This is a genomic window from Galactobacillus timonensis (assembly GCF_900240265.1).
Classification (GTDB): Bacteria; Bacillota_I; Bacilli_A; order Erysipelotrichales; family Erysipelotrichaceae; genus Bulleidia; species Bulleidia timonensis.
Genome location: NZ_LT964739.1, coordinates 645,334 through 662,714, shown reverse-complemented (window position 1 = coordinate 662,714; position 17,381 = coordinate 645,334). Strand labels below are relative to the sequence as shown.

Genomic DNA, 17,381 nt, shown 5'->3' with positions numbered 1-17,381 from the left:
TAAGAGATTGGCTCTGCAGCAGTACGATTGGTACAGCATACTGCCGCAGGAGGCCTGTTTTGTTAGTTATCAAGTACGCGGTCAATCTCAGAGATCGCTCCTGCAAACCTGGGGTCATTATTAAAGTTTCCCTGCAGAACGAGGCCGTTGGTTGCGGTGCCGAAATAGTCGTCGGCACGATCAGCATCAATCACAAATTCAAGTACAGATCCGTTGATGTCCACGGTACATCCGTTGGACGCATCCTTCGGATCTTTTTCTTCGATCTTGACAACGGGGAGAGTAATGCCGCTGTCGAGGACGAAGTAGTAACGGGATCCAATGCTCCCAAAGCTGTAGCCAAGAGCGACGCCGATGAAGCCGTCGCCGTCGTAAAGTAATCCGGTTCCCCGGTCGATATGCATGTGCTGGCGGATATAGCCGTACTGGGTCGATGTCGGATCGGTAATGGTGCGGTAATCCATGTAGGTTTTCAGTTCACTGGTGCCGCAGATCGGAATGGATTTATAAGGAAGACGACGCTTGTAACGGGCATAGATTGCCGGATCAATGGAACGGGTACCGGCAAACAGTGAAATGATCATTATCATTCCCGCAACAATCATCCAGAACAATGGTGTAGGAAGAAGAAATCTGTGCCTCATGATCAGATACTAGCAGGATCTCTCCGAAAGTCACAGATAAAAAAGAGGGTGGTTTCCAACAATGGATTTTCTGCTAGTACCCGAATATGCGATGCTGAGCCTGAGTCTATGAGCACTTGTCTCTTGCATTCACATTTTGCCTGGCTATATTAGGGATGAAAGAACAACTGTCCCATGCCAGGATTAAGTTCCCTTGTGGTTGGCAGTAGTTCTTTTTTTTTCTATGTGCTTCTCGCGAATGCGGGGGAAAGTCTGACTGGAAAGAAAAAAGCTGCTCGGATTTTATCTTTTATCTGCCTGGTTGTGTTCTCTGCAAATCCTTTCATTCCCCGTGTACAATGCTTGCAGGAGTTGATATTCGAATGACAAAACTTTATTTAAGATCGTTTGTGACATTGAAATATACCGTGATTCTTCCGGTTCTGATTGTGCTGTCCTTTATATGCATGATGGTGTTTATTAATTCGGGAATCGAAGTGTTCCGCTATCTGGCGCTTGGCTTTGCGGCGGTCATGGTTGTCTTTCTGATCAAATATATTTATGAGCGCAATACGGTCGGCAATCAGCTGAAGAAGATTGAAGACTGGAACGCATACGATAATGCGGTCGTCATCGGCCAGGCGTTTCTTCTGAAGGACAGGATGATGGTGTATGACCGTTCTCTGGTGGAGTTTTCCTATACAGATCTGATCGGCGTTCGCGGCGAAAAGCTGAAGAAGGGAAAATTCAAGCTCACCTTCCAGATCCCGGAAGGCTCCGTGAGCGACGTCTGCAGCTCCAAGGAACAGGCTGGGCGCTTTGCGCAGTTCCTTCTGACACGCAATCCGTCGCTGCAGATTACGGAAATCATTCCGGAAGGCGACGGCAAGATTGACCATATCGAGAGCGGAAAGTGATATGACAGATACCATTGCGGCCATTGCGACGGCGCCGATGGATGCGGCAATCTCCGTGATCCGCGTCAGCGGTCCGGATGCGATCGCTGATATTAATAAAATCGCCAGTGTTGACCTTACGGAGGCAGAGGGATATACGCTTCACTACGGGACCGTTAACGATGCCGGTGAGGCGGTTGATGATGTTCTGTTTGCGGTGTATCGTGCTCCGAATAGTTATACGGGCGAGGACAGTGTCGAAATCAGCTGCCATGGCGGCGTCTATATTACGCGCCGCATCCTTTCACTTGTGTTAGGAACCGGGATCCGGATGGCACGCCGCGGCGAATTTACGGAACGTGCCTTCCTCAATGGGAAGATGGACCTTTCGCAGGCGGAAGGCGTCAATGACCTGATCCGTTCCAAAGATGAGGTGAACGCAGCCAGCGCCATGCATGCAGTGAAGGGGTCGGTGAAACATATTCTGGAGCCGTTATTGGATCAGCTGACCCAGATCGTGGCCCAGATCGAAGTAAACATCGACTATCCGGAATATGACGATGTCCCGACGCTTGTTAATGAGACGCTGCTGCCGGAGGTGCAGGCATGGATCCGGCAGTGCGCCGATCTGATCAGGACTGCGGACCAGGCTGTCTTCGTGCGCAACGGCATTAATACCGTTATCCTCGGCCGTCCCAACGTCGGCAAGTCATCACTCCTCAATGCTCTGCTGGAAGAGGATAAGGCGATCGTCACCGATATTGCCGGAACGACCCGTGACCTTGTGGAAGGTTCGGTACGCCTCGGTTCCCTGACGTTGAATCTGATTGATACGGCCGGTATCCGTGAAGCCCGCGACAAAGTGGAACAGATCGGCATCGAAAAGTCTCTCGACGCTTTAAAGAAGGCGGATCTTGCGATTGTCGTCCTCGATGCGACGGCCGGCATTACGGCAGAGGATCAGAAGATTCTTGACGCCGTCAAAGACCGCACCCATATCGTTGTCTACAACAAGAAAGACGAGAAGGATCTGCCCGGCACCTTGTCGATCAGCGCACTGAACAAGGACATTCAGCCCCTGATTGACGAGATTGAGCGCCTTTATCACAACGGCATCCTTTCCGCAAAGTCCGATACACTCAATAATGAGCGTCAGATCGGCCTTGCCCGTCAGGCGGCGGATGCGATGCGCAGCGCCGAACAGGAACTGAAGGACGGCGCCAGCCCCGATCTTGTAACGGTGGATCTGCAGAATGCCTGGGAAGCACTGAAGGAGATTACCGGCGAAGGCGGAAAGGAACAGCTCATGGATGAGATCTTCTCCCGCTTCTGCCTTGGAAAATGACGATGGAAAACATTCATTATGTAGATTCCCATGCCCACCTCATGGGAGAAGAGTTTCAAAATGATCTGGATACGGTACTGGAAAAGACTAAGGCGCACCGCGTCGACCGCATCATGATCATTACCCTCAAGGAAGAGGAAGCGCGCCGCGCGAAGGCGTTTGTACAAAGTCAGGAAGGAAAGGGAATCGACTTCCGGATTGCGACTGCCATTTTTCCCGACGAAGCCGGCACATACACCGAAGATGACTATGAACGGTTTGAAGCGATGGCGGGTGATCCGATGATCACTGCGGTCGGCGAGATCGGTATCGACTATCACTGGGAAAAGGATCCCGTCATTCAGGAAAAGCAGCGGCAGCTCTTTATCCGTCAGATCGAGACGGCAAAGAAGCTGAACAAGCCCATTCTGGTGCACAGCCGCGATGCGATTCAGGATACCTTTGACATCCTCCGGGAACACAAGGTCCATGGCCTTATTCACTGCTACTCGGGCACGAAGGAGATGGCACGGGAATTTGTGAAGCAGGGCTATTACATCGCCCTGGGCGGAGCGGTAACGTTCAAAAACAGCCGTCACGCAAAGGAAGTGGCCGCAGATATTGATGTGAACTATCTGCTTTCGGAGACGGACTGTCCCTATATGGCGCCGGAACCGGTACGGGGAACGCGCAATGATCCGTCCAACATTCCGTATATTGTGGATGTGCTTGCAAAGTGCCGCGGTATTACGGTGGAAGAGATGGCGGCACAGATCGATGTCAACTGGACCCGCTTTCTGGAGGGAAAATGAAGCAGCGCATCAAGCAGGTGATCGTTGTGGAAGGACATCACGACACCGATACCCTCAAAAAATACTATGACTGCGACACGATTGAGACGGGCGGCAGCTCTCTTGATGACGCGACGCTGAAGTTCATTGCCAAAGTTCAGAAGGTGCGCGGCGTCATTGTGTTCACTGACCCCGATTCACCCGGCAACCGGATCCGCAGCCGCATCAATCAGACGGTACCCGGCTGTCTCAATGCCTTTGTAGAAAAGAAAGATGCCCGTACCGACAAGAAGGTCGGCGTCGAACATGCCTCGAAGGAGGCACTGGATCAGGCACTTGGCAACCTCGTTGTCATCGACGAAGATCCATCGGGCGATCTGACGATGACAGATCTCTATCTCATGGGCTTTACCGGCGCAAAAGATGCCGCGGCTTTACGGGAATATGTCGGATCCGTGTATCATATAGGAAACGGAAATGCCAGGACCATGGCGCATCGCCTGCGCTGTCTTGGCATCACGAAAGAACAGCTGAAAGAGACGATAGTACAGTGGAAGAACGCAAAATGATCGCCGTCCCCTCAAGGACGAAGGAAATCCTGGAAAAGTATGATCTCAGGGCGAAGAAAGGCTTCGGCCAGAATTTTCTTGTGGATCCGGTCATTGTGACACGCTGCGCAGAACAATCACACAGCGAAGGTGCTGTCATCGAGATCGGGCCTGGGCTGGGCGCATTGACGGAGGCTCTTGCCCGCGTCTCAAAGCACGTGACCTGTTATGAAGTGGATGAAGATATGGTCGAGGTGCTGAAGGATACACTCAGCGCTTATGACAATGTCGAAGTCATTCTGCAGGACTTCCTGGAAGCTGATCTGCATGAAAAGACTAAGGCGCTGAAGGAAGCCTACGGTTCCATCAGCGTATGTGCCAACCTGCCGTACTATATAACGACACCGGTACTGTTCAAGATCTTTGAAGAAGGGGATATTCCCTGGATTACGGTGATGGTACAGAAAGAAGTCGGTGACCGTTTTGCGGCGGCACCGGGCAGCGCAGAGTACAGTGCACTCTCCGTCGAGGGACAGTATCTCTATTCGATCCGGAAGCTGTTTACGGTACCGGGAAGGAGCTTCAATCCTTCGCCAGCGGTGGATTCGATTATTCTTCAGTTTGCGCGGCGTGACAATCTGGATCCGTCTGTGAACACGGCTGACTTCTTTGCGCTGGTGCGGGCATCGTTCCAGCAGCGGCGCAAGACGATCTACAACAATCTGCGTACGTACTTTGATGATGCACAGAGGGCGTCGGATGTGTTGCGGCGGGCGGGCATCGAACCTTCGCACCGGGCGCAGGAGCTGTCGGTGGATGATCTGATGAAGATCTATCGGGAGTCGTTATGAAAGAGCGTGCGTATGCGAAAATCAATCTCTGTCTGGATGTTGTCAAGGGGCGGAAGGACGGTTATCACGATCTCAGGATGATCATGGTACCGATTGATTTCTATGATGTACTGGAGATGACACGTGCCGAAGAGACGAGCCTGCGCTTAAACCGCTCCTATCTTCCGGTGGATGAAAAAAATACGGTGATCAAGGCGATCAGCGTATTGCGGGACATGTATCATTTTGATTCGGAATATGCCTGTGTATTAGAGAAGCACATACCGACACAGGCCGGCCTCGCAGGCGGAAGCGCCGACGCAGCGGCCGCCATCCGCATGCTCAACCGGATGGAACATCTTCATATGACACGTAACGATATGGTGAAAGCGGCACGGTCGGTAGGCTCTGACGTACCGTTCTGCGTACTGAATCAGCCGGCACTGGTGGAAGGAACGGGCGAGGTGATTGAGCCGTTTGTCTGCCACCCTGACTTCCATGTGCTGCTGGTGAAGCCGAAGCGCGGTGTTTCGACGGCTCTTGCCTTTCAGAAGTTTGATGAGCTGGAGACACCGGTGCATCCGGATGTGGACGGGATGCGGCAGGCGCTGATCGAGGGGGATTATGCTGGCGTTGTTAGGCGTCTAGCCAATTCGCTGGAAGATGTGTCGATGGACCTTGTGCCGGAAATCAAAAAGGTGAAGCAGGAACTGACGGACTTTGGCTTTGATGGCGTACTGATGTCAGGCTCCGGCTCAACGGTGTTTGGTATTACGCAATCGCGCCGGCTGTTGAACGATGCCTGTGATACGATGCGCCAGCGCGGCTATTTTACGCGTATGACGCGGATCTTGGCACGATCAGCGGTATAGAAATATAGATGTTTCGTGTTCGTGATTACTGAAGCTGTGCCTGATGATTTATGCGGGTATGGCTTTTCTTTTGCAAAACTCGTTACAAAAAGTGTGATGATACACGAGTCTGCTGACAAAGTAGGGATTGTAAACAAAATTTTGGATGAGAATCCTGACCGGTTCTGATACTGGCCAGGATTTTCTTTTTTTCAGTGGAATATCGTGAGGATCATAAAGGATTATTCCTTATCTGGTGCTCCCTTAACGCTGGTTTCCAGTGTTTTTATCCTCTTCAGGTTCACAAAAAAAATCGATACTGCTGCCTGTATCGTCATTCCGCTCATTCCACACGCATGGGCATTTCCATAATCGAGGGTCTGCTTCAGTTCCGCATTCTTAGCCTCGATCTTGTATCGCTCAGCATATAGTTCTCTGAATTCATCTGATTTCATGTAATCCATCTGAGCAATATGCGTATCTGATTTGATCTTTACCGAGTAGGTTTTAGACTTCGCACCTTCCTTGTAACAGCCGTTTCGCAAAGGACAGTTTCTGCATTTCTCTACATCGAAGAAATAGGTAACTACTTTTGTATCAGAACCATTCGCTGCTTTCTCCTGACCGCCTTTGCTTTTTCTGACTGCCATATGTCCTGCCGGGCATACATACATCCCGGCATCCTTGTTGAACTCAAACTTTTTCTCCCGGCTTCCATGCAGAACATTCTCACTCAGCTTTGATGCCAGCTTAATTCCTTTTTCTGAGGTGTATTCAATATTGTCTTTCTCGGAATATGCGCCATCACCAATCAGAGCGTCTACGGTTACTCCTGCGTCTTCTGCTTTCTCAATCAGATCTGCCGCCTGCTTGCCGTCATGTTTCTCTCCGGTTGTCACTGCTGCACTCACAATGACTCTGTCCGTGGTCATGGCAATATGCGTCTTATACCCGAAGAAGGAAGTGTCTGCAGTCTTGTGTCCCACTTTCGCATCCGGATCTCTGGAGAATTCCAGCTGTTCTCTCGTGTCTTCAACTCCTTCTTTCAGGTAATTGAGACGTTCCTGGATATCCGGTATCTTCTGAAGCCGCTCATCTGAAGCGATCAGATCCAGCAGTTCCTTGCAGTATTCGATTTCATCCTCCAGAAGACCGCTGCTTTCCCGCTTCTTCGGCATTCTGTCCTTCATGGTTTCATCCGCTGCATATACAGACTTTCTCAGTTCCTTTGCCCGCCTGATCAGTTCCTCACGCGGAGAAATATGCTGGTATAGTGCATTGGTATGAGTGGAATCGACGATGATCTTTTCATGATCATGAATGACTCCTTTCTTCTTCCCGATTTCAACAGTCTTGCCAATCAGCACATCCAGCAGATCGGTATCCTTGAGTCTGGTTCTGCGGAATTTGGTAAGCAGGCTCGGATCAATGAATTCAGTTTCCTCAGGCCTGTAGCCCAGAAAGTATTTCATTTCCATGTCATATCGGACTCTTTCAATCAGATCACGATCACTGAGCTTACGTGCGGTCTTAAGAAGCAGATATTTGAACAGCAGTACCGGATCAGCTGCAGTTCTGCCCATACAGTCGCTGTAGTTCTTCTGAACTTCTTTAGCAACAAAAGAGAAGTCAATCGTTTCGTTCATCTGACGCCAGAAGTTATCTCCAGGGATCAGAATATCGTAGAGCCCGTTATAAGAGCCAAGATCCAACTGGGGCAAATCAATCATTCTTAACATAAAGACACCTCCGGAGTATAGACACATTGTATACCATGCATGCATGTTTTTCAACCAAAATGTGAAGAAAAAGCGCATAATCATCGCATTGATTCAGATTACGCGCTTATCATTTTGGATTGGATATCCGTGTCCAAGCAGCTCATAGGTTAATGGGTGATGTATAATCGGCTATTCGATAACCGCACTTTTTCAGCACCCTCATGATACACAAAAAACTCGTGCAGAAAAATGGAATTAATGGTCTAAAACTCGTAACAAAAAGTGTGTAATTTTGAAGGAAAGGCGCGCCGAAAAGTGTGCATTCAATAATCAACGACATGGCGTGCAGCCTTGTGCATGTAGTCTGTCACCTGCCGGTTACGCTTGTCTGTGATGCGGCTCATACGGGCTGTAAAGCCTTTGATGTTCTGATGGTCTTTGATCGATGCGTAGTGTGCAATCTGCTTGTTGTACCACTGGTTCATTGATTTGAGCTTACGTCCGTCAACGATGAAGGACGTCCCCGTGGTTGTTACACATGACGCAAGATTATCGAGACCGACATCAATGGCTAATACATTGTCCGCATTCAGATTCTGCGGCTCCTCTTCCTGCTCGTAGCAGTACTGAATCTTCAGTGCCTTGCCGTTCAGAACGGGCACGATGCGTACTTCAGCGATGTGCCTGCCTGAAATTCTTTCAGGTACCGGAATGCGTATGGAATCCAGATCCGGATGCTGCTTTGAAAACGTACGACTCATCGGAACGATCAGATTGCCGTTTCTGATGTTGATCGCATTCGTTGACAACACCAGCAGATACTTTCCGCCTTTCGTGCGGTAGTGCGGAATGTGCACTTTCTTGTAACCATTAATTGCAGCGTACCGGTTCCGGCTACTGCAGAAATACGAGTGTCATTTCATCTGAGTGGTCCGGGCTGAAGGTATAACCGTCATTGAACTTAGCAAAGTCGCTGATATCTTCAATCTGATTCTCTGCCATCCAGCGGACAAATCTTCCCCTTGCCATTTTGGCATAGACACTCGGCATCGTAATTTTTTGATCATGTTGGACGCCGAAGATGATGTTGATGAGGCGATCGCCATTTGTCTGATCAATGTATGGTGTGATGGCGTCGCTGTACTCCTTCGAGGCAAGATTGATCAGGACGTGGCTGTCGTCCATCACTTCCTGGTACAGTTTTCTTCCCCAGAAGTGGTAGAGACTGGTGTGTCCGTCAATGTTCAGCTTTGCCTGCATCTCGAGGCGGTAGGGTACGATGCCATCGAACGGCTTCAGTACCCCATAGAATCCCGAGAGAATGCGCAGATGATCCTGGAGCCAGTCCAGTTCATCCGTAGTAAAGGCTTCCGGCGCCATGTTCTGATACTGGATGCCGTTATAGGAAAATAAGGCTGGTGTTTGACCTGCATTCAGATCCATGTGCGCAAAGATCCGCTCACTGTCTTTGGCAATGGCGTCGCTGCAGTTCCACATCGCTTTCTTTTCACTGCTGGAGAGGTCGTTGATTGTGTTCTGGAGCTTTTGGGCATCAGAAAGGAAGACAGGGACGGTTTTCCATTCGATGTCTTCCTCGATCTTCATCTTCTTGGCGGGGGAAATGATCACCTTCATAGCAATGCGAGCATGTCGGCCGGATTGCTCGAGGCATTGACCTTTGCCATCACCTTTACAATGACGCCGTTTTCATCAATAAGATAGGTCGTACGTACGACGCCCATATAGCTGCGTCCGTACATTTGTTTTTCCTGCCAGACGCCGTACTGCTGCAGAACAGTGGTGTCGGGATCCGCCAGCAGAATGAACGGAAGTCCGTACTTGTCCGTAAACTTGCGGTGCGAGGCGACAGAATCTTTACTGACGCCGATGACGACGGCATCCTTTTCCTGAAAGTGGGGATACAGTTCGGCAAAGCCGCATGCCTGCTTGGTGCAGCCGGATGTCATATCCTTGGGATAGAAGTAGAGAACGACTTTCTTTCCGCGGAATTCGTGGAGGGAACGCGGTGTTCCGTTCTGGTCGTTGAGGGTGAAATCGGGTGCTTCGGTACCTGGATTGAGCATAATAGTCTCCTTACAATGTGATTATAGAAAAAGGAAATGGAAAATTGACAGTAGTATGCTTTGGGTGGCGATGGAATGAGAACCTTCTATAATGGTTGTTGTCTTACGGATGGTGAAAAACAGGATATGAAGAATGCGATTGTTATGGCGGCCGGCAAGGGGACGCGGATGAAGTCCGATACCCCGAAGGTGCTGCATCAGATTCTCGGAGTTCCGATGGCGGAGCTCATTGTTCATTCGCTTCGTGAAGCCGGAGCAGACCGGATTGTGACGGTCACGGGCTACCGGCACGAGGAAGTGGAAAAGGCGCTGGCGGGACAGTGTGAATTTGCCCTGCAGGAGCCGCAGCTTGGAACAGGGCATGCCGTCATGCAGGCACGCCAGCTGGCGGAGGAACGCGGAGTGACTCTTGTGATCAACGGCGATGCGCCGACGATTCAGCCGGAAACGCTGCAAAGGCTCTTTGAGTCGATTGCGGATGCGGATATGTCCGTGCTGACAGTGAAGCTGGACGATGCGGGCAGCTACGGGCGCATTGTGCGCGGAGCCAACGGAGAAGTGGAACGGATCGTCGAAGCAAAGGATGCGACGCCGGAAGAAAAGAAGATCAATGAGATCAATACCGGCATCTATGCCTTTAACAACGAGAAGCTCTTCGCAGGATTAAAGGAGCTGCGCAATGACAATGCCCAGAAGGAATATTACATTACGGACCTTGTCGCGATCTTCCGCGAACACGGCTGGAAGGTGAAGGCCGTAACGGCAGGCAACCGCGAAGAGGTGGAAGGGGTCAATGACAACGTGGAACTGGCCCGTGCCTCCAAATGGCTGCAGCACAGAATCAATGAAAAATGGATGAAGGCAGGCGTAACGATGATCGATCCGGATACGACCTACATTGGTCCGTATGTGACATTTGGACATGATGTTGTAATTCATCCCTGCACTGAAATCTACGGGAGCACCTATATAGGAAATCATGTTACAATTCTAGGCGGTTCAACGATCGTTGATACCAACATTGAAGATAACACGACCTTTGCACAAAAACTCGGGGGTAAGTCAAATGGTTAAGGAAACAGTCCTCTTCGCTCTCACCAGCTCTACGGATCTTGCGGCAAGCATTGCCAAGAAACTGGGTCTGACGCTGGGCCGCATCAAGGTAGAACACTTCGCAGACGGCGAAATCATGGTTACGCCGCAGGAGACGGTGCGTGGCCGTTCGGTCTTCATTATTCAGAGTACATGCCCGCCTGTGACCGAGCATCTGATGGAAGTCCTTGTCTGCATCGATGCGCTGAAGCGTGCAAGTGCCGGTGAAATCAACGTCATCATGCCATACTACGGATATGCGCGTCAGGATCGTAAGGCGGATGCGCATCAGCCGATTACGGCGAAGCTGGTTGCGAATCTTCTGCAGATTGCGGGTGCGGACCGCGTTGTGACGGTCGATCTGCATGCGGCACAGATTCAGGGCTACTTCGATATTCCGATCGATGATCTGACGGCAGTTCCCATTCTGAGCCGTTATATGCTGGACAAGAAGATTCCGCTGGACGATCTCGTTGTCGTTTCGCCGGATCATGGTGGAGTTGTCCGTGCACGCCGCATGGCTACGATCATGCACAATGCGCCGATTGCGATCATTGATAAGCGCCGTCCGCGTCCGAATGAAGTGGAAGCCAACAGCGTCATCGGTGATGTGAAGGGCAAGAACTGTATCATCGTGGATGATATCTGTGATACGGCCGGTTCGCTTTGCGCAGCTTCACGTATTTTGAAGGACTTCGGCGCGAAGGATATCTATGTCGGTATTACGCACGGTGTCTTCTCGCGTGATGCGCTGCAGAAGATTGAGGCGTCGCCGATCAAGGAGATTGCGATCACCGATACGATCCCGCTGTCAGAAGAAAAGAAGAAGCTGACGACGAAGGTGACGGTGCTCTCGATGGCCGATGTTCTGGCGGAGACGATCGATGCGATTCAGAATCACACATCCGTATCCCGTGTCTATGACCGCTATGATGATCCGACACCGGATGAGTCGCCCGTCAAGTAATTCATCCGTATCATTCGTTATTTATTCAGGCGCCTGCCGCAGGACAGGTGCCTTTTTTATGCGCCGCCTGCGCTAGAATAGTGGAAAAGGAAGTGGAGAAATCATCATGAACAGAAGTGCGACGGAACCCGTCTCTTTGTTCAAGGCATCGTATCATTGTGTCCGCAGTAATTCGAAGGAAATATACAGGGGCTTCGGATTTCATCATCTTTCGGATGCGACGCAGTATTACGTTCATCCCAACAACCAGTCGTTTAAGGGTACGACATCGCTGTGCCAGCCGATCGGTGAATCTGTCATTCTCTTTACATCAATGATGCAGGCGGCGGCCGTGGGAAATCCCTTTGGAGATTACTGGTATGACGAAAACAGAAGTCTCTTCCGCCTGCAGTTCCTTGTTCCGCAGGACTATCACGACAATGATGTGATTGATCATTCCGTTGCCTTCTACCGGGCCCAGTTCAAGGATCATAATGTGACGGTCGCTGCCTATGACATCAACGGCCGCTGGATCGAAGGCGATATTACCCATTTGGATGAGCAGTACAAAATGCTGCCGATGTTCATGGTACTGCTGGCGGCGGAAATGGAGACCAACACCGACTTCCGTTCACTGATGGATAATTTTGCCGAAAATCCGGAGGCCGATACCTTTGTCAATATCCATGAAGACTTCTACCAGAACCATAAGAATGAGCAGTATGAAATTGCCTGTATGGATCTGGCCGACTTCGATACCGAAGGTCTCCATTCCTATGTCGCCGGCACGGCAGTCATCCGTCAGAATCGGAATGAGGCAAAGAAGGAGGAAGATCGGACAAGGATCATCACCTTCCCGTCCGATGCCTTCTCTGAGGAACAGAAGAGTCTGATCCCGCATCTTGGCAGTGAGTTCGTTCTTCCTGGCAATCTTGCCAGCGTCTGCAGCGCCGTCGCTTCCGGCGACATGCTCGCAGTGCTGCTGCACGGGCCGGCCGGTACGGGCAAGACGATCTCATGCAAGCTGATATGTCAGACGATCGGTCTGCCGATCGTGGATACGATCAACTGTACCGAGAATCTGGATGAATTCGTTCTGGGCAAATATATTCCGCAGGATGATCGCATCATCTTCAGGGAAAGCTATGTGACGAAGGCGATCCGCGAAGGCGGAGCCGTTGTCTTTGAGGAGATCAACTTCGCGAAGCCCCAGCATCTTGCCTTTCTCAATTCTCTGCTCGATGACAATGGTTTTGTGCGCCTGGATAATGGTGAAACGGTTCGACGCCATCGCAACTTCCGCTTTTTTGCGACGATGAACGCCGGCTACTTCGGCACGAAGGAACTGAACCAGGCGCTCTACAACCGTTTCAACGGCATCATCGAGGTGGCAGAGCTGAGTGATGAAGCGATCCACCGGATGCTCGTGACGCGGGTACCGGAATGTGAACCTGTTGTAAACAAGATGATCAGCGTCTACCACAAGCTCAAGAAGAAGATTGAAAAGGAAGAACTCGATGTCGTCATTTCGCCGCGTAATCTGGAAAACTGGGCACGGCTCGCCACGTATGACGGCTATATCAGGGCGGCGGAAGATACGCTGATTCCGATTGCCAAGTGTGACAGAAATCTGGAAGATACAATTCGCGGCATCCTGATGCTTTATAAATGGGATTGAGGAAGGGGAAATACCATGACGGACGATACAAACAGTCTGAAGGAAACAATGAGAAAAGCAGATAGCGGCGATATAGGTGCCATGGCAGAACTGGGACATTTTCTGTTTTTTGAAGCCTACGATCCGGATATGGATCCTCAATGGTTCCAGCGTGGACTCGACTATCTGAAAAAGGCATCCGCGGCAGGGAATTCTGATGCGATGGTGGACCTTGGTGCCGTGTACTACAACGGTCTTTATGTGGATCAGGATTTTGACAAAGCTGTCTACTGCTATAAGAAGGCTGCCGATGCGGGCAATGTTCCGGCCATCTCCAACATGGGCTACATGTACTACTACGGCAGAGGCTCTCTGCCGGTAGATTATGCAAAGTCGTACATGTACTTTACGAAGGCGGCTATGCTCGGGGATGATGTGGCCTGGTATAAAGTCGGCGACTTCTTTATGAAGGGCCTCTATGTGCCGAAGGATCAGGTCACGGGCTTTCTCCTCTACCGCAGTTGTATGCAGATTCTCGATGAAGAGGATCGGCCGCTCTACGGCTGGCCCGATGTGTGCAGGCGCCTTGGGACATGTTTCCATTATGGGACGGGGACGCCAAAGAACCTCGCAGATGCACGCGTGTATCTCGCTAAGGCGGTCGATGGGTTCAAGCAGCGTCGGGAAAACGGAGACCGTTTCACGGATAACGTCCTTTCCCGTGCTGAAGCGGAACTGGATGAAGTAATTCGGGAGATGAAAGCCGATGCTTGAAACCACAGCCGAAGATCAGGCGTGGCTGAAGTTTCTGAATCTGTTGTCAGAGCAGGATGACAGTGCGGAAGAAGATCCGGATCTGGCTCAAATCATCTGCCTTCTTCGAAACGGTGATCGGCATGCACGGCAGGAAAGTCATTATTTAGCAGTCAAGAATCTGCAGCTCGATGTCATGAAAGGCAGCACCTGGGCGATGGAGGTTCTTTCCAGTCTCTACAGGTATGGATGGTTTATTCACCGCGATTTCAACAAAGCCATGGAACTGCTTCAGCAGGCTGCGGATCATGATGATGTAGAGGCGATGATTGAATATGCCGACATGCTCGCGGAGGGAAGAGAGGGATGCGCCGTGGACCTGCGCGGCGCGTATGTCTACTATTCCAAGGCTGCGATTCTGGTGGATCCGCATGCGATGTACCGTGTCGGTGATTTCTACCGCGACGGCCTTTATGTTGCGGAAGATCCGAGGACTGCCTTAGCCCTGTACAGGTATGCGCTGGATATGGTCAAAGAAGTGCGTGACGATATTGTTGAAACGGCGGTGCGTCAGCGGCTCAGGGACCTAGAGGAAAAGGGAATACAGGCAGCGCCGGCGATGGCGGAGGATGAGAATTTCTCGCCAGCGCTGATTCATAAAGCAGAGGATGGTGATATCCCGGCCATGGTTCAGGTTGCGGATTACATCTTCTTTACGGACCGTTCAGAAGAGGTGGAACCGGAGCTGGTTGAACGCGGTCTGCGGTATTATCAGACGGCGATTCAGGCCGGAAATCATCGGGCAATGGTGGATTGCGGCCTTCTGTACTGGTATGGAAACGGTGTCCCTAAAAATTATCCGAAAGCAGTGCAGCTGCTACGCCTGGCGGCGCAGGAAGGGGATCCGGTAGCGGCAGACTATCTTGGCAGCTGGTTTCTGACCGGAGAAAGGAAAATCCCGGTGGACCATGAACAGGCCTATCTATGGTTTTCTAAGGCGGCACTTCTAGGAAACATCGACGGCTATATTTCCTGCAGCGATATGTTCCGGTGGTCAAATTTTGTTCATCATGATCCAGAGGCGTCCTTTGATCTTCTTCAGATTGTGGAAGGCTGTACGAATCCCGTTACTCAACCGCTCATGTACGCTGATGCCTGTTACCGCCTTGGCGTGGAGCTGAGGCACGGAATCGGCTGTGGAAAGGATCTCGAGCGCGCTAAGGAATACTTTGCGCAGGCAGAGAAGTATTACCTTTCCGCATCGGAAACGGGAGATCATCCTGGCTTTTGTCAGATGCGCGCAGGGATGGCGGAAGCGATGATCAAGGAAATCGAAGAAAAAATGAAAGAACAGAGTGATCGGGATGAACGCTTGTGATGCGGCGAAAATACTGAAGGAGTTTCAGTGCGACTACAACCGGAGTCTGGAGGAGAACTTTGCTCAGACATTTGCGGAAGATGAACTGGTTCGTCTCTTTTTCATTAATGAGAACCAGGCTTTTACCGATGGACGAAACATCGTGGTGGACCCGGCGGCGGCTAATCTTTACTACGATACGCAGGCTCTGAAGAAGACGTCGGAATATCTTGGCTGGCCGGGATATATCCTTGCGGATACGTGGAATGCGCTGCGCATCATTACGCGGGCACAGACCATTCATGAATGTCTGCATCTTCTGTACACCGAAATACCGTCTGCGGCTGTAAGAGACCCCCGGTGCAATACCAGAATCCGCCGGAAGGTCATGGCATCCATCGGTAATATTATCGAGGATGCCTACATTGAAGCTGTCGGCAGTTCGGTCTATGACAATACGGCCTTCTACCTTGAGTTCGGACGTGTTTCGCGGCTGTTTCTTTCCCATGAAGATGAAGGTACGATGCAGCGAAACTTTTCCAAAATGAAGGAAGACAGCGATGATGAAACAGGTAAAAAGATCAGTACATTGATATCTTACCTGGACTATATGGTGGGCTTTCTGCTGTATCCGATGCTGGATCAGGGGGATCCCGGGGCAGAGATTGCGTCCTATGTCGAAGCGACAAAGCCGCTGTTTCTGAAGGGATCGATGGCTCCTTCTCCTTCATTGCGCTACGACTATACGGGTCAGGTGTTTACGGTCATTGAGCCTCTGATTCCGGATCTTGCGGATGAGAAAGAGAAAAAGGCAGTTACTGCAATTGGCAGGGAAACGGAACGGATGCTCGGGGGTACAAAGACGCACAGCACTTCTTCCGGTAGTCTGCTCTCCTCTTCACGCACGGGAAAGGAACAGGCTGTCAGCCGCCGTCTCTTTGATCCGGATGATCGGGAGAAGAACCTTGCCCAGCTGCATCAGGCGGTAGAGCAGTTTGCGGCCGATATAAACGGAATGAAGATCGTCGGGCGGCCGGATCAGGTATTCGTCCGTAAGGGTACGGAATATGACTGCGCCGTCATCCATAAAAACATTCAGATCAAAGAGAAACATCCGAAGATCGATTTCGATATGCGCAGGGCGTATCAGAACATCTTTGACCGCTATCAGCTCAATATCCGTTCCTATGCGTCGCGTCTGGTTCAGATTTTGAAGGCGCGGGTAACGGAGCGCGAAGAAAATTATGCCTTCGGAAACGGAATTACGTCCAGCCGTCTGGGCGATCCGCACAGGCATTACTGGTATCGCAATGTGGAAGGCATCGATGTGCCGGACATGGCGGTGCTTCTCTTGGTGGATGGATCGGGATCGATGTATGGCGAGCGGATCGAGTCAGCGATGAAGTCCAGCGTCATTCTTCATGAGGTGCTGAGCCGTACCGGCATTGAACATGCGATTGTCGAGCATCGTGCGCCGCATGATGAGGCGGCGATCGAGGCGAATGTGCTCGTCGACTTCCACGGGCGGCCTGAGGAAAAGTACAATTTGATGCACATATCCGCCGACGAGGAAAACCGCGATGCGCTTGCCCTGTTCTGGGCGGAGAGGTATCTGATCCAGAAGTCCCAGGCGGAGAGGAAGCTCATTATCGTACTGTCGGACGGTCTTCCTTCGCATGGCTATGATGACTATTATGATCCGGTTTCAACCAAGGATACAGCCAACGCGGTCCGCAAGATTACGCGGCGCGGCACAGATATCATTGCCGTCGCACTCGACGATTCGGATGATGGGGATACGTATGGGGATCTGAAGGAAATATATCCGAACCTGGTGGACTGTGTCGATCTGGAAAAACTGACGGGTCAGATTCTGAATATCATTGCCCGCCTTCTCTAAAAAAATGC

At 51.0% G+C, this 17,381-nt stretch carries 17 protein-coding genes; 12 read left to right on the top strand and 5 right to left on the bottom strand.

From position 1 onward, the window contains the following. Positions 1-62: 62 nt before the first annotated feature. Positions 63-644: a hypothetical protein gene (locus C1714_RS03075; protein WP_135567871.1), complete on the bottom strand. Its 582-nt coding sequence runs from the start codon at positions 642-644 to the stop codon at positions 63-65. A 362-nt stretch (positions 645-1,006) separates the two neighbouring features. On the opposite strand from C1714_RS03075, the gene C1714_RS03070 reads away from it, so the two are divergent. Genes C1714_RS03070 through ispE form a run of 6 tightly spaced genes read left to right on the top strand, consistent with a single transcriptional unit; the run spans position 1,007 to position 5,884 of the window. Further along, positions 1,007-1,540, top strand: coding sequence for a hypothetical protein (locus C1714_RS03070; protein WP_102341811.1), 534 nt, complete (start codon positions 1,007-1,009; stop codon positions 1,538-1,540). Position 1,541: 1 nt separating this feature from the next. Beyond that, positions 1,542-2,864 (top strand): tRNA uridine-5-carboxymethylaminomethyl(34) synthesis GTPase MnmE, encoded by a 1,323-nt coding sequence (mnmE, locus tag C1714_RS03065; RefSeq protein WP_102341810.1) that lies wholly within the window; start codon positions 1,542-1,544, stop codon positions 2,862-2,864. Positions 2,865-2,866: 2 nt separating this feature from the next. Beyond that, positions 2,867-3,655 (top strand): TatD family hydrolase, encoded by a 789-nt coding sequence (locus C1714_RS03060; protein WP_102341809.1) that lies wholly within the window; start codon positions 2,867-2,869, stop codon positions 3,653-3,655. Further along, positions 3,652-4,203, top strand: coding sequence for a ribonuclease M5 (rnmV, locus tag C1714_RS03055; RefSeq protein ID WP_102341808.1), 552 nt, complete (start codon positions 3,652-3,654; stop codon positions 4,201-4,203). Before C1714_RS03060 ends, rnmV begins: the two co-directional genes overlap by 4 nt. Next, positions 4,185-5,033: a 16S rRNA (adenine(1518)-N(6)/adenine(1519)-N(6))-dimethyltransferase RsmA gene (gene rsmA, locus C1714_RS03050; protein ID WP_245305000.1), complete on the top strand. Its 849-nt coding sequence runs from the start codon at positions 4,185-4,187 to the stop codon at positions 5,031-5,033. The genes rnmV and rsmA overlap by 19 nt, the downstream gene beginning before the upstream one ends. Next, entirely contained in the window at positions 5,030-5,884 is an 855-nt protein-coding gene (ispE, locus tag C1714_RS03045; RefSeq protein WP_102341806.1) for a 4-(cytidine 5'-diphospho)-2-C-methyl-D-erythritol kinase, read from the top strand. The genes rsmA and ispE overlap by 4 nt, the downstream gene beginning before the upstream one ends. Positions 5,885-6,105: 221 nt before the next feature. Here the strand turns inward: ispE and C1714_RS03040 are convergent, their stop codons facing one another. The 4 genes from C1714_RS03040 to bcp form a co-directional block, all read right to left on the bottom strand. Then, entirely contained in the window at positions 6,106-7,593 is a 1,488-nt protein-coding gene (locus C1714_RS03040; protein ID WP_102343134.1) for an IS1182 family transposase, read from the bottom strand. A 314-nt stretch (positions 7,594-7,907) separates the two neighbouring features. Continuing rightward, on the bottom strand, positions 7,908-8,441 hold the full coding sequence (locus tag C1714_RS03035) for a transposase (protein ID WP_102341805.1): 534 nt from the start codon (positions 8,439-8,441) through the stop codon (positions 7,908-7,910). Positions 8,442-8,478: 37 nt separating this feature from the next. Beyond that, on the bottom strand, positions 8,479-9,219 hold the full coding sequence (yaaA, locus tag C1714_RS03030; RefSeq protein ID WP_102341804.1) for a peroxide stress protein YaaA: 741 nt from the start codon (positions 9,217-9,219) through the stop codon (positions 8,479-8,481). Further along, positions 9,216-9,668 carry a thioredoxin-dependent thiol peroxidase gene (bcp, locus tag C1714_RS03025; RefSeq protein WP_102341803.1) on the bottom strand — a complete coding sequence of 151 codons (453 nt, stop codon included), beginning with the start codon at positions 9,666-9,668 and terminating at the stop codon, positions 9,216-9,218. Before bcp ends, yaaA begins: the two co-directional genes overlap by 4 nt. Before the next feature lie 75 nt (positions 9,669-9,743). Between bcp and C1714_RS03020 the strand changes: the two genes are divergently transcribed. The 6 genes from C1714_RS03020 (at position 9,744) to C1714_RS02995 (ending at position 17,373) form a co-directional block, all read left to right on the top strand. Further along, positions 9,744-10,742, top strand: a complete 999-nt coding sequence (locus C1714_RS03020) for a bifunctional UDP-N-acetylglucosamine diphosphorylase/glucosamine-1-phosphate N-acetyltransferase GlmU (RefSeq protein WP_245304992.1) — start codon at positions 9,744-9,746, stop codon at positions 10,740-10,742. Beyond that, a complete protein-coding gene (locus C1714_RS03015) occupies positions 10,735-11,727 on the top strand; it encodes a ribose-phosphate pyrophosphokinase (protein WP_102341802.1) in 993 nt (330 codons plus the stop codon). The genes C1714_RS03020 and C1714_RS03015 overlap by 8 nt, the downstream gene beginning before the upstream one ends. 106 nt (positions 11,728-11,833) lie before the next feature. Further along, positions 11,834-13,384 carry an AAA family ATPase gene (locus C1714_RS03010; protein WP_102341801.1) on the top strand — a complete coding sequence of 517 codons (1,551 nt, stop codon included), beginning with the start codon at positions 11,834-11,836 and terminating at the stop codon, positions 13,382-13,384. A gap of 15 nt (positions 13,385-13,399) precedes the next feature. Further along, positions 13,400-14,137, top strand: coding sequence for a tetratricopeptide repeat protein (locus tag C1714_RS03005; RefSeq protein WP_102341800.1), 738 nt, complete (start codon positions 13,400-13,402; stop codon positions 14,135-14,137). Next, positions 14,130-15,494, top strand: a complete 1,365-nt coding sequence (locus C1714_RS03000) for an SEL1-like repeat protein (RefSeq protein WP_102341799.1) — start codon at positions 14,130-14,132, stop codon at positions 15,492-15,494. The genes C1714_RS03005 and C1714_RS03000 overlap by 8 nt, the downstream gene beginning before the upstream one ends. Then, complete coding sequence (locus C1714_RS02995) at positions 15,481-17,373, top strand: vWA domain-containing protein (protein ID WP_102341798.1); 1,893 nt, start codon at positions 15,481-15,483, stop codon at positions 17,371-17,373. Before C1714_RS03000 ends, C1714_RS02995 begins: the two co-directional genes overlap by 14 nt. The last annotated feature ends 8 nt before the right edge of the window (positions 17,374-17,381 follow it).

Coding starts and splice junctions, on each gene's coding strand:
- C1714_RS03075 (WP_135567871.1), bottom strand. CDS start 644: ATGAGGCACAGATTTCTTCTTCCTACACCATTGTTCTGGATGATTGTT.
- C1714_RS03000 (WP_102341799.1), top strand. CDS start 14,130: ATGCTTGAAACCACAGCCGAAGATCAGGCGTGGCTGAAGTTTCTGAAT.
- C1714_RS03060 (WP_102341809.1), top strand. CDS start 2,867: ATGGAAAACATTCATTATGTAGATTCCCATGCCCACCTCATGGGAGAA.
- bcp (WP_102341803.1), bottom strand. CDS start 9,668: ATGCTCAATCCAGGTACCGAAGCACCCGATTTCACCCTCAACGACCAG.
- yaaA (WP_102341804.1), bottom strand. CDS start 9,219: ATGAAGGTGATCATTTCCCCCGCCAAGAAGATGAAGATCGAGGAAGAC.
- C1714_RS03070 (WP_102341811.1), top strand. CDS start 1,007: ATGACAAAACTTTATTTAAGATCGTTTGTGACATTGAAATATACCGTG.
- ispE (WP_102341806.1), top strand. CDS start 5,030: ATGAAAGAGCGTGCGTATGCGAAAATCAATCTCTGTCTGGATGTTGTC.
- C1714_RS03040 (WP_102343134.1), bottom strand. CDS start 7,593: ATGATTGATTTGCCCCAGTTGGATCTTGGCTCTTATAACGGGCTCTAC.
- C1714_RS03010 (WP_102341801.1), top strand. CDS start 11,834: ATGAACAGAAGTGCGACGGAACCCGTCTCTTTGTTCAAGGCATCGTAT.
- C1714_RS03020 (WP_245304992.1), top strand. CDS start 9,744: ATGAGAACCTTCTATAATGGTTGTTGTCTTACGGATGGTGAAAAACAG.
- rnmV (WP_102341808.1), top strand. CDS start 3,652: ATGAAGCAGCGCATCAAGCAGGTGATCGTTGTGGAAGGACATCACGAC.
- mnmE (WP_102341810.1), top strand. CDS start 1,542: ATGACAGATACCATTGCGGCCATTGCGACGGCGCCGATGGATGCGGCA.
- C1714_RS02995 (WP_102341798.1), top strand. CDS start 15,481: ATGAACGCTTGTGATGCGGCGAAAATACTGAAGGAGTTTCAGTGCGAC.
- C1714_RS03015 (WP_102341802.1), top strand. CDS start 10,735: ATGGTTAAGGAAACAGTCCTCTTCGCTCTCACCAGCTCTACGGATCTT.
- C1714_RS03005 (WP_102341800.1), top strand. CDS start 13,400: ATGACGGACGATACAAACAGTCTGAAGGAAACAATGAGAAAAGCAGAT.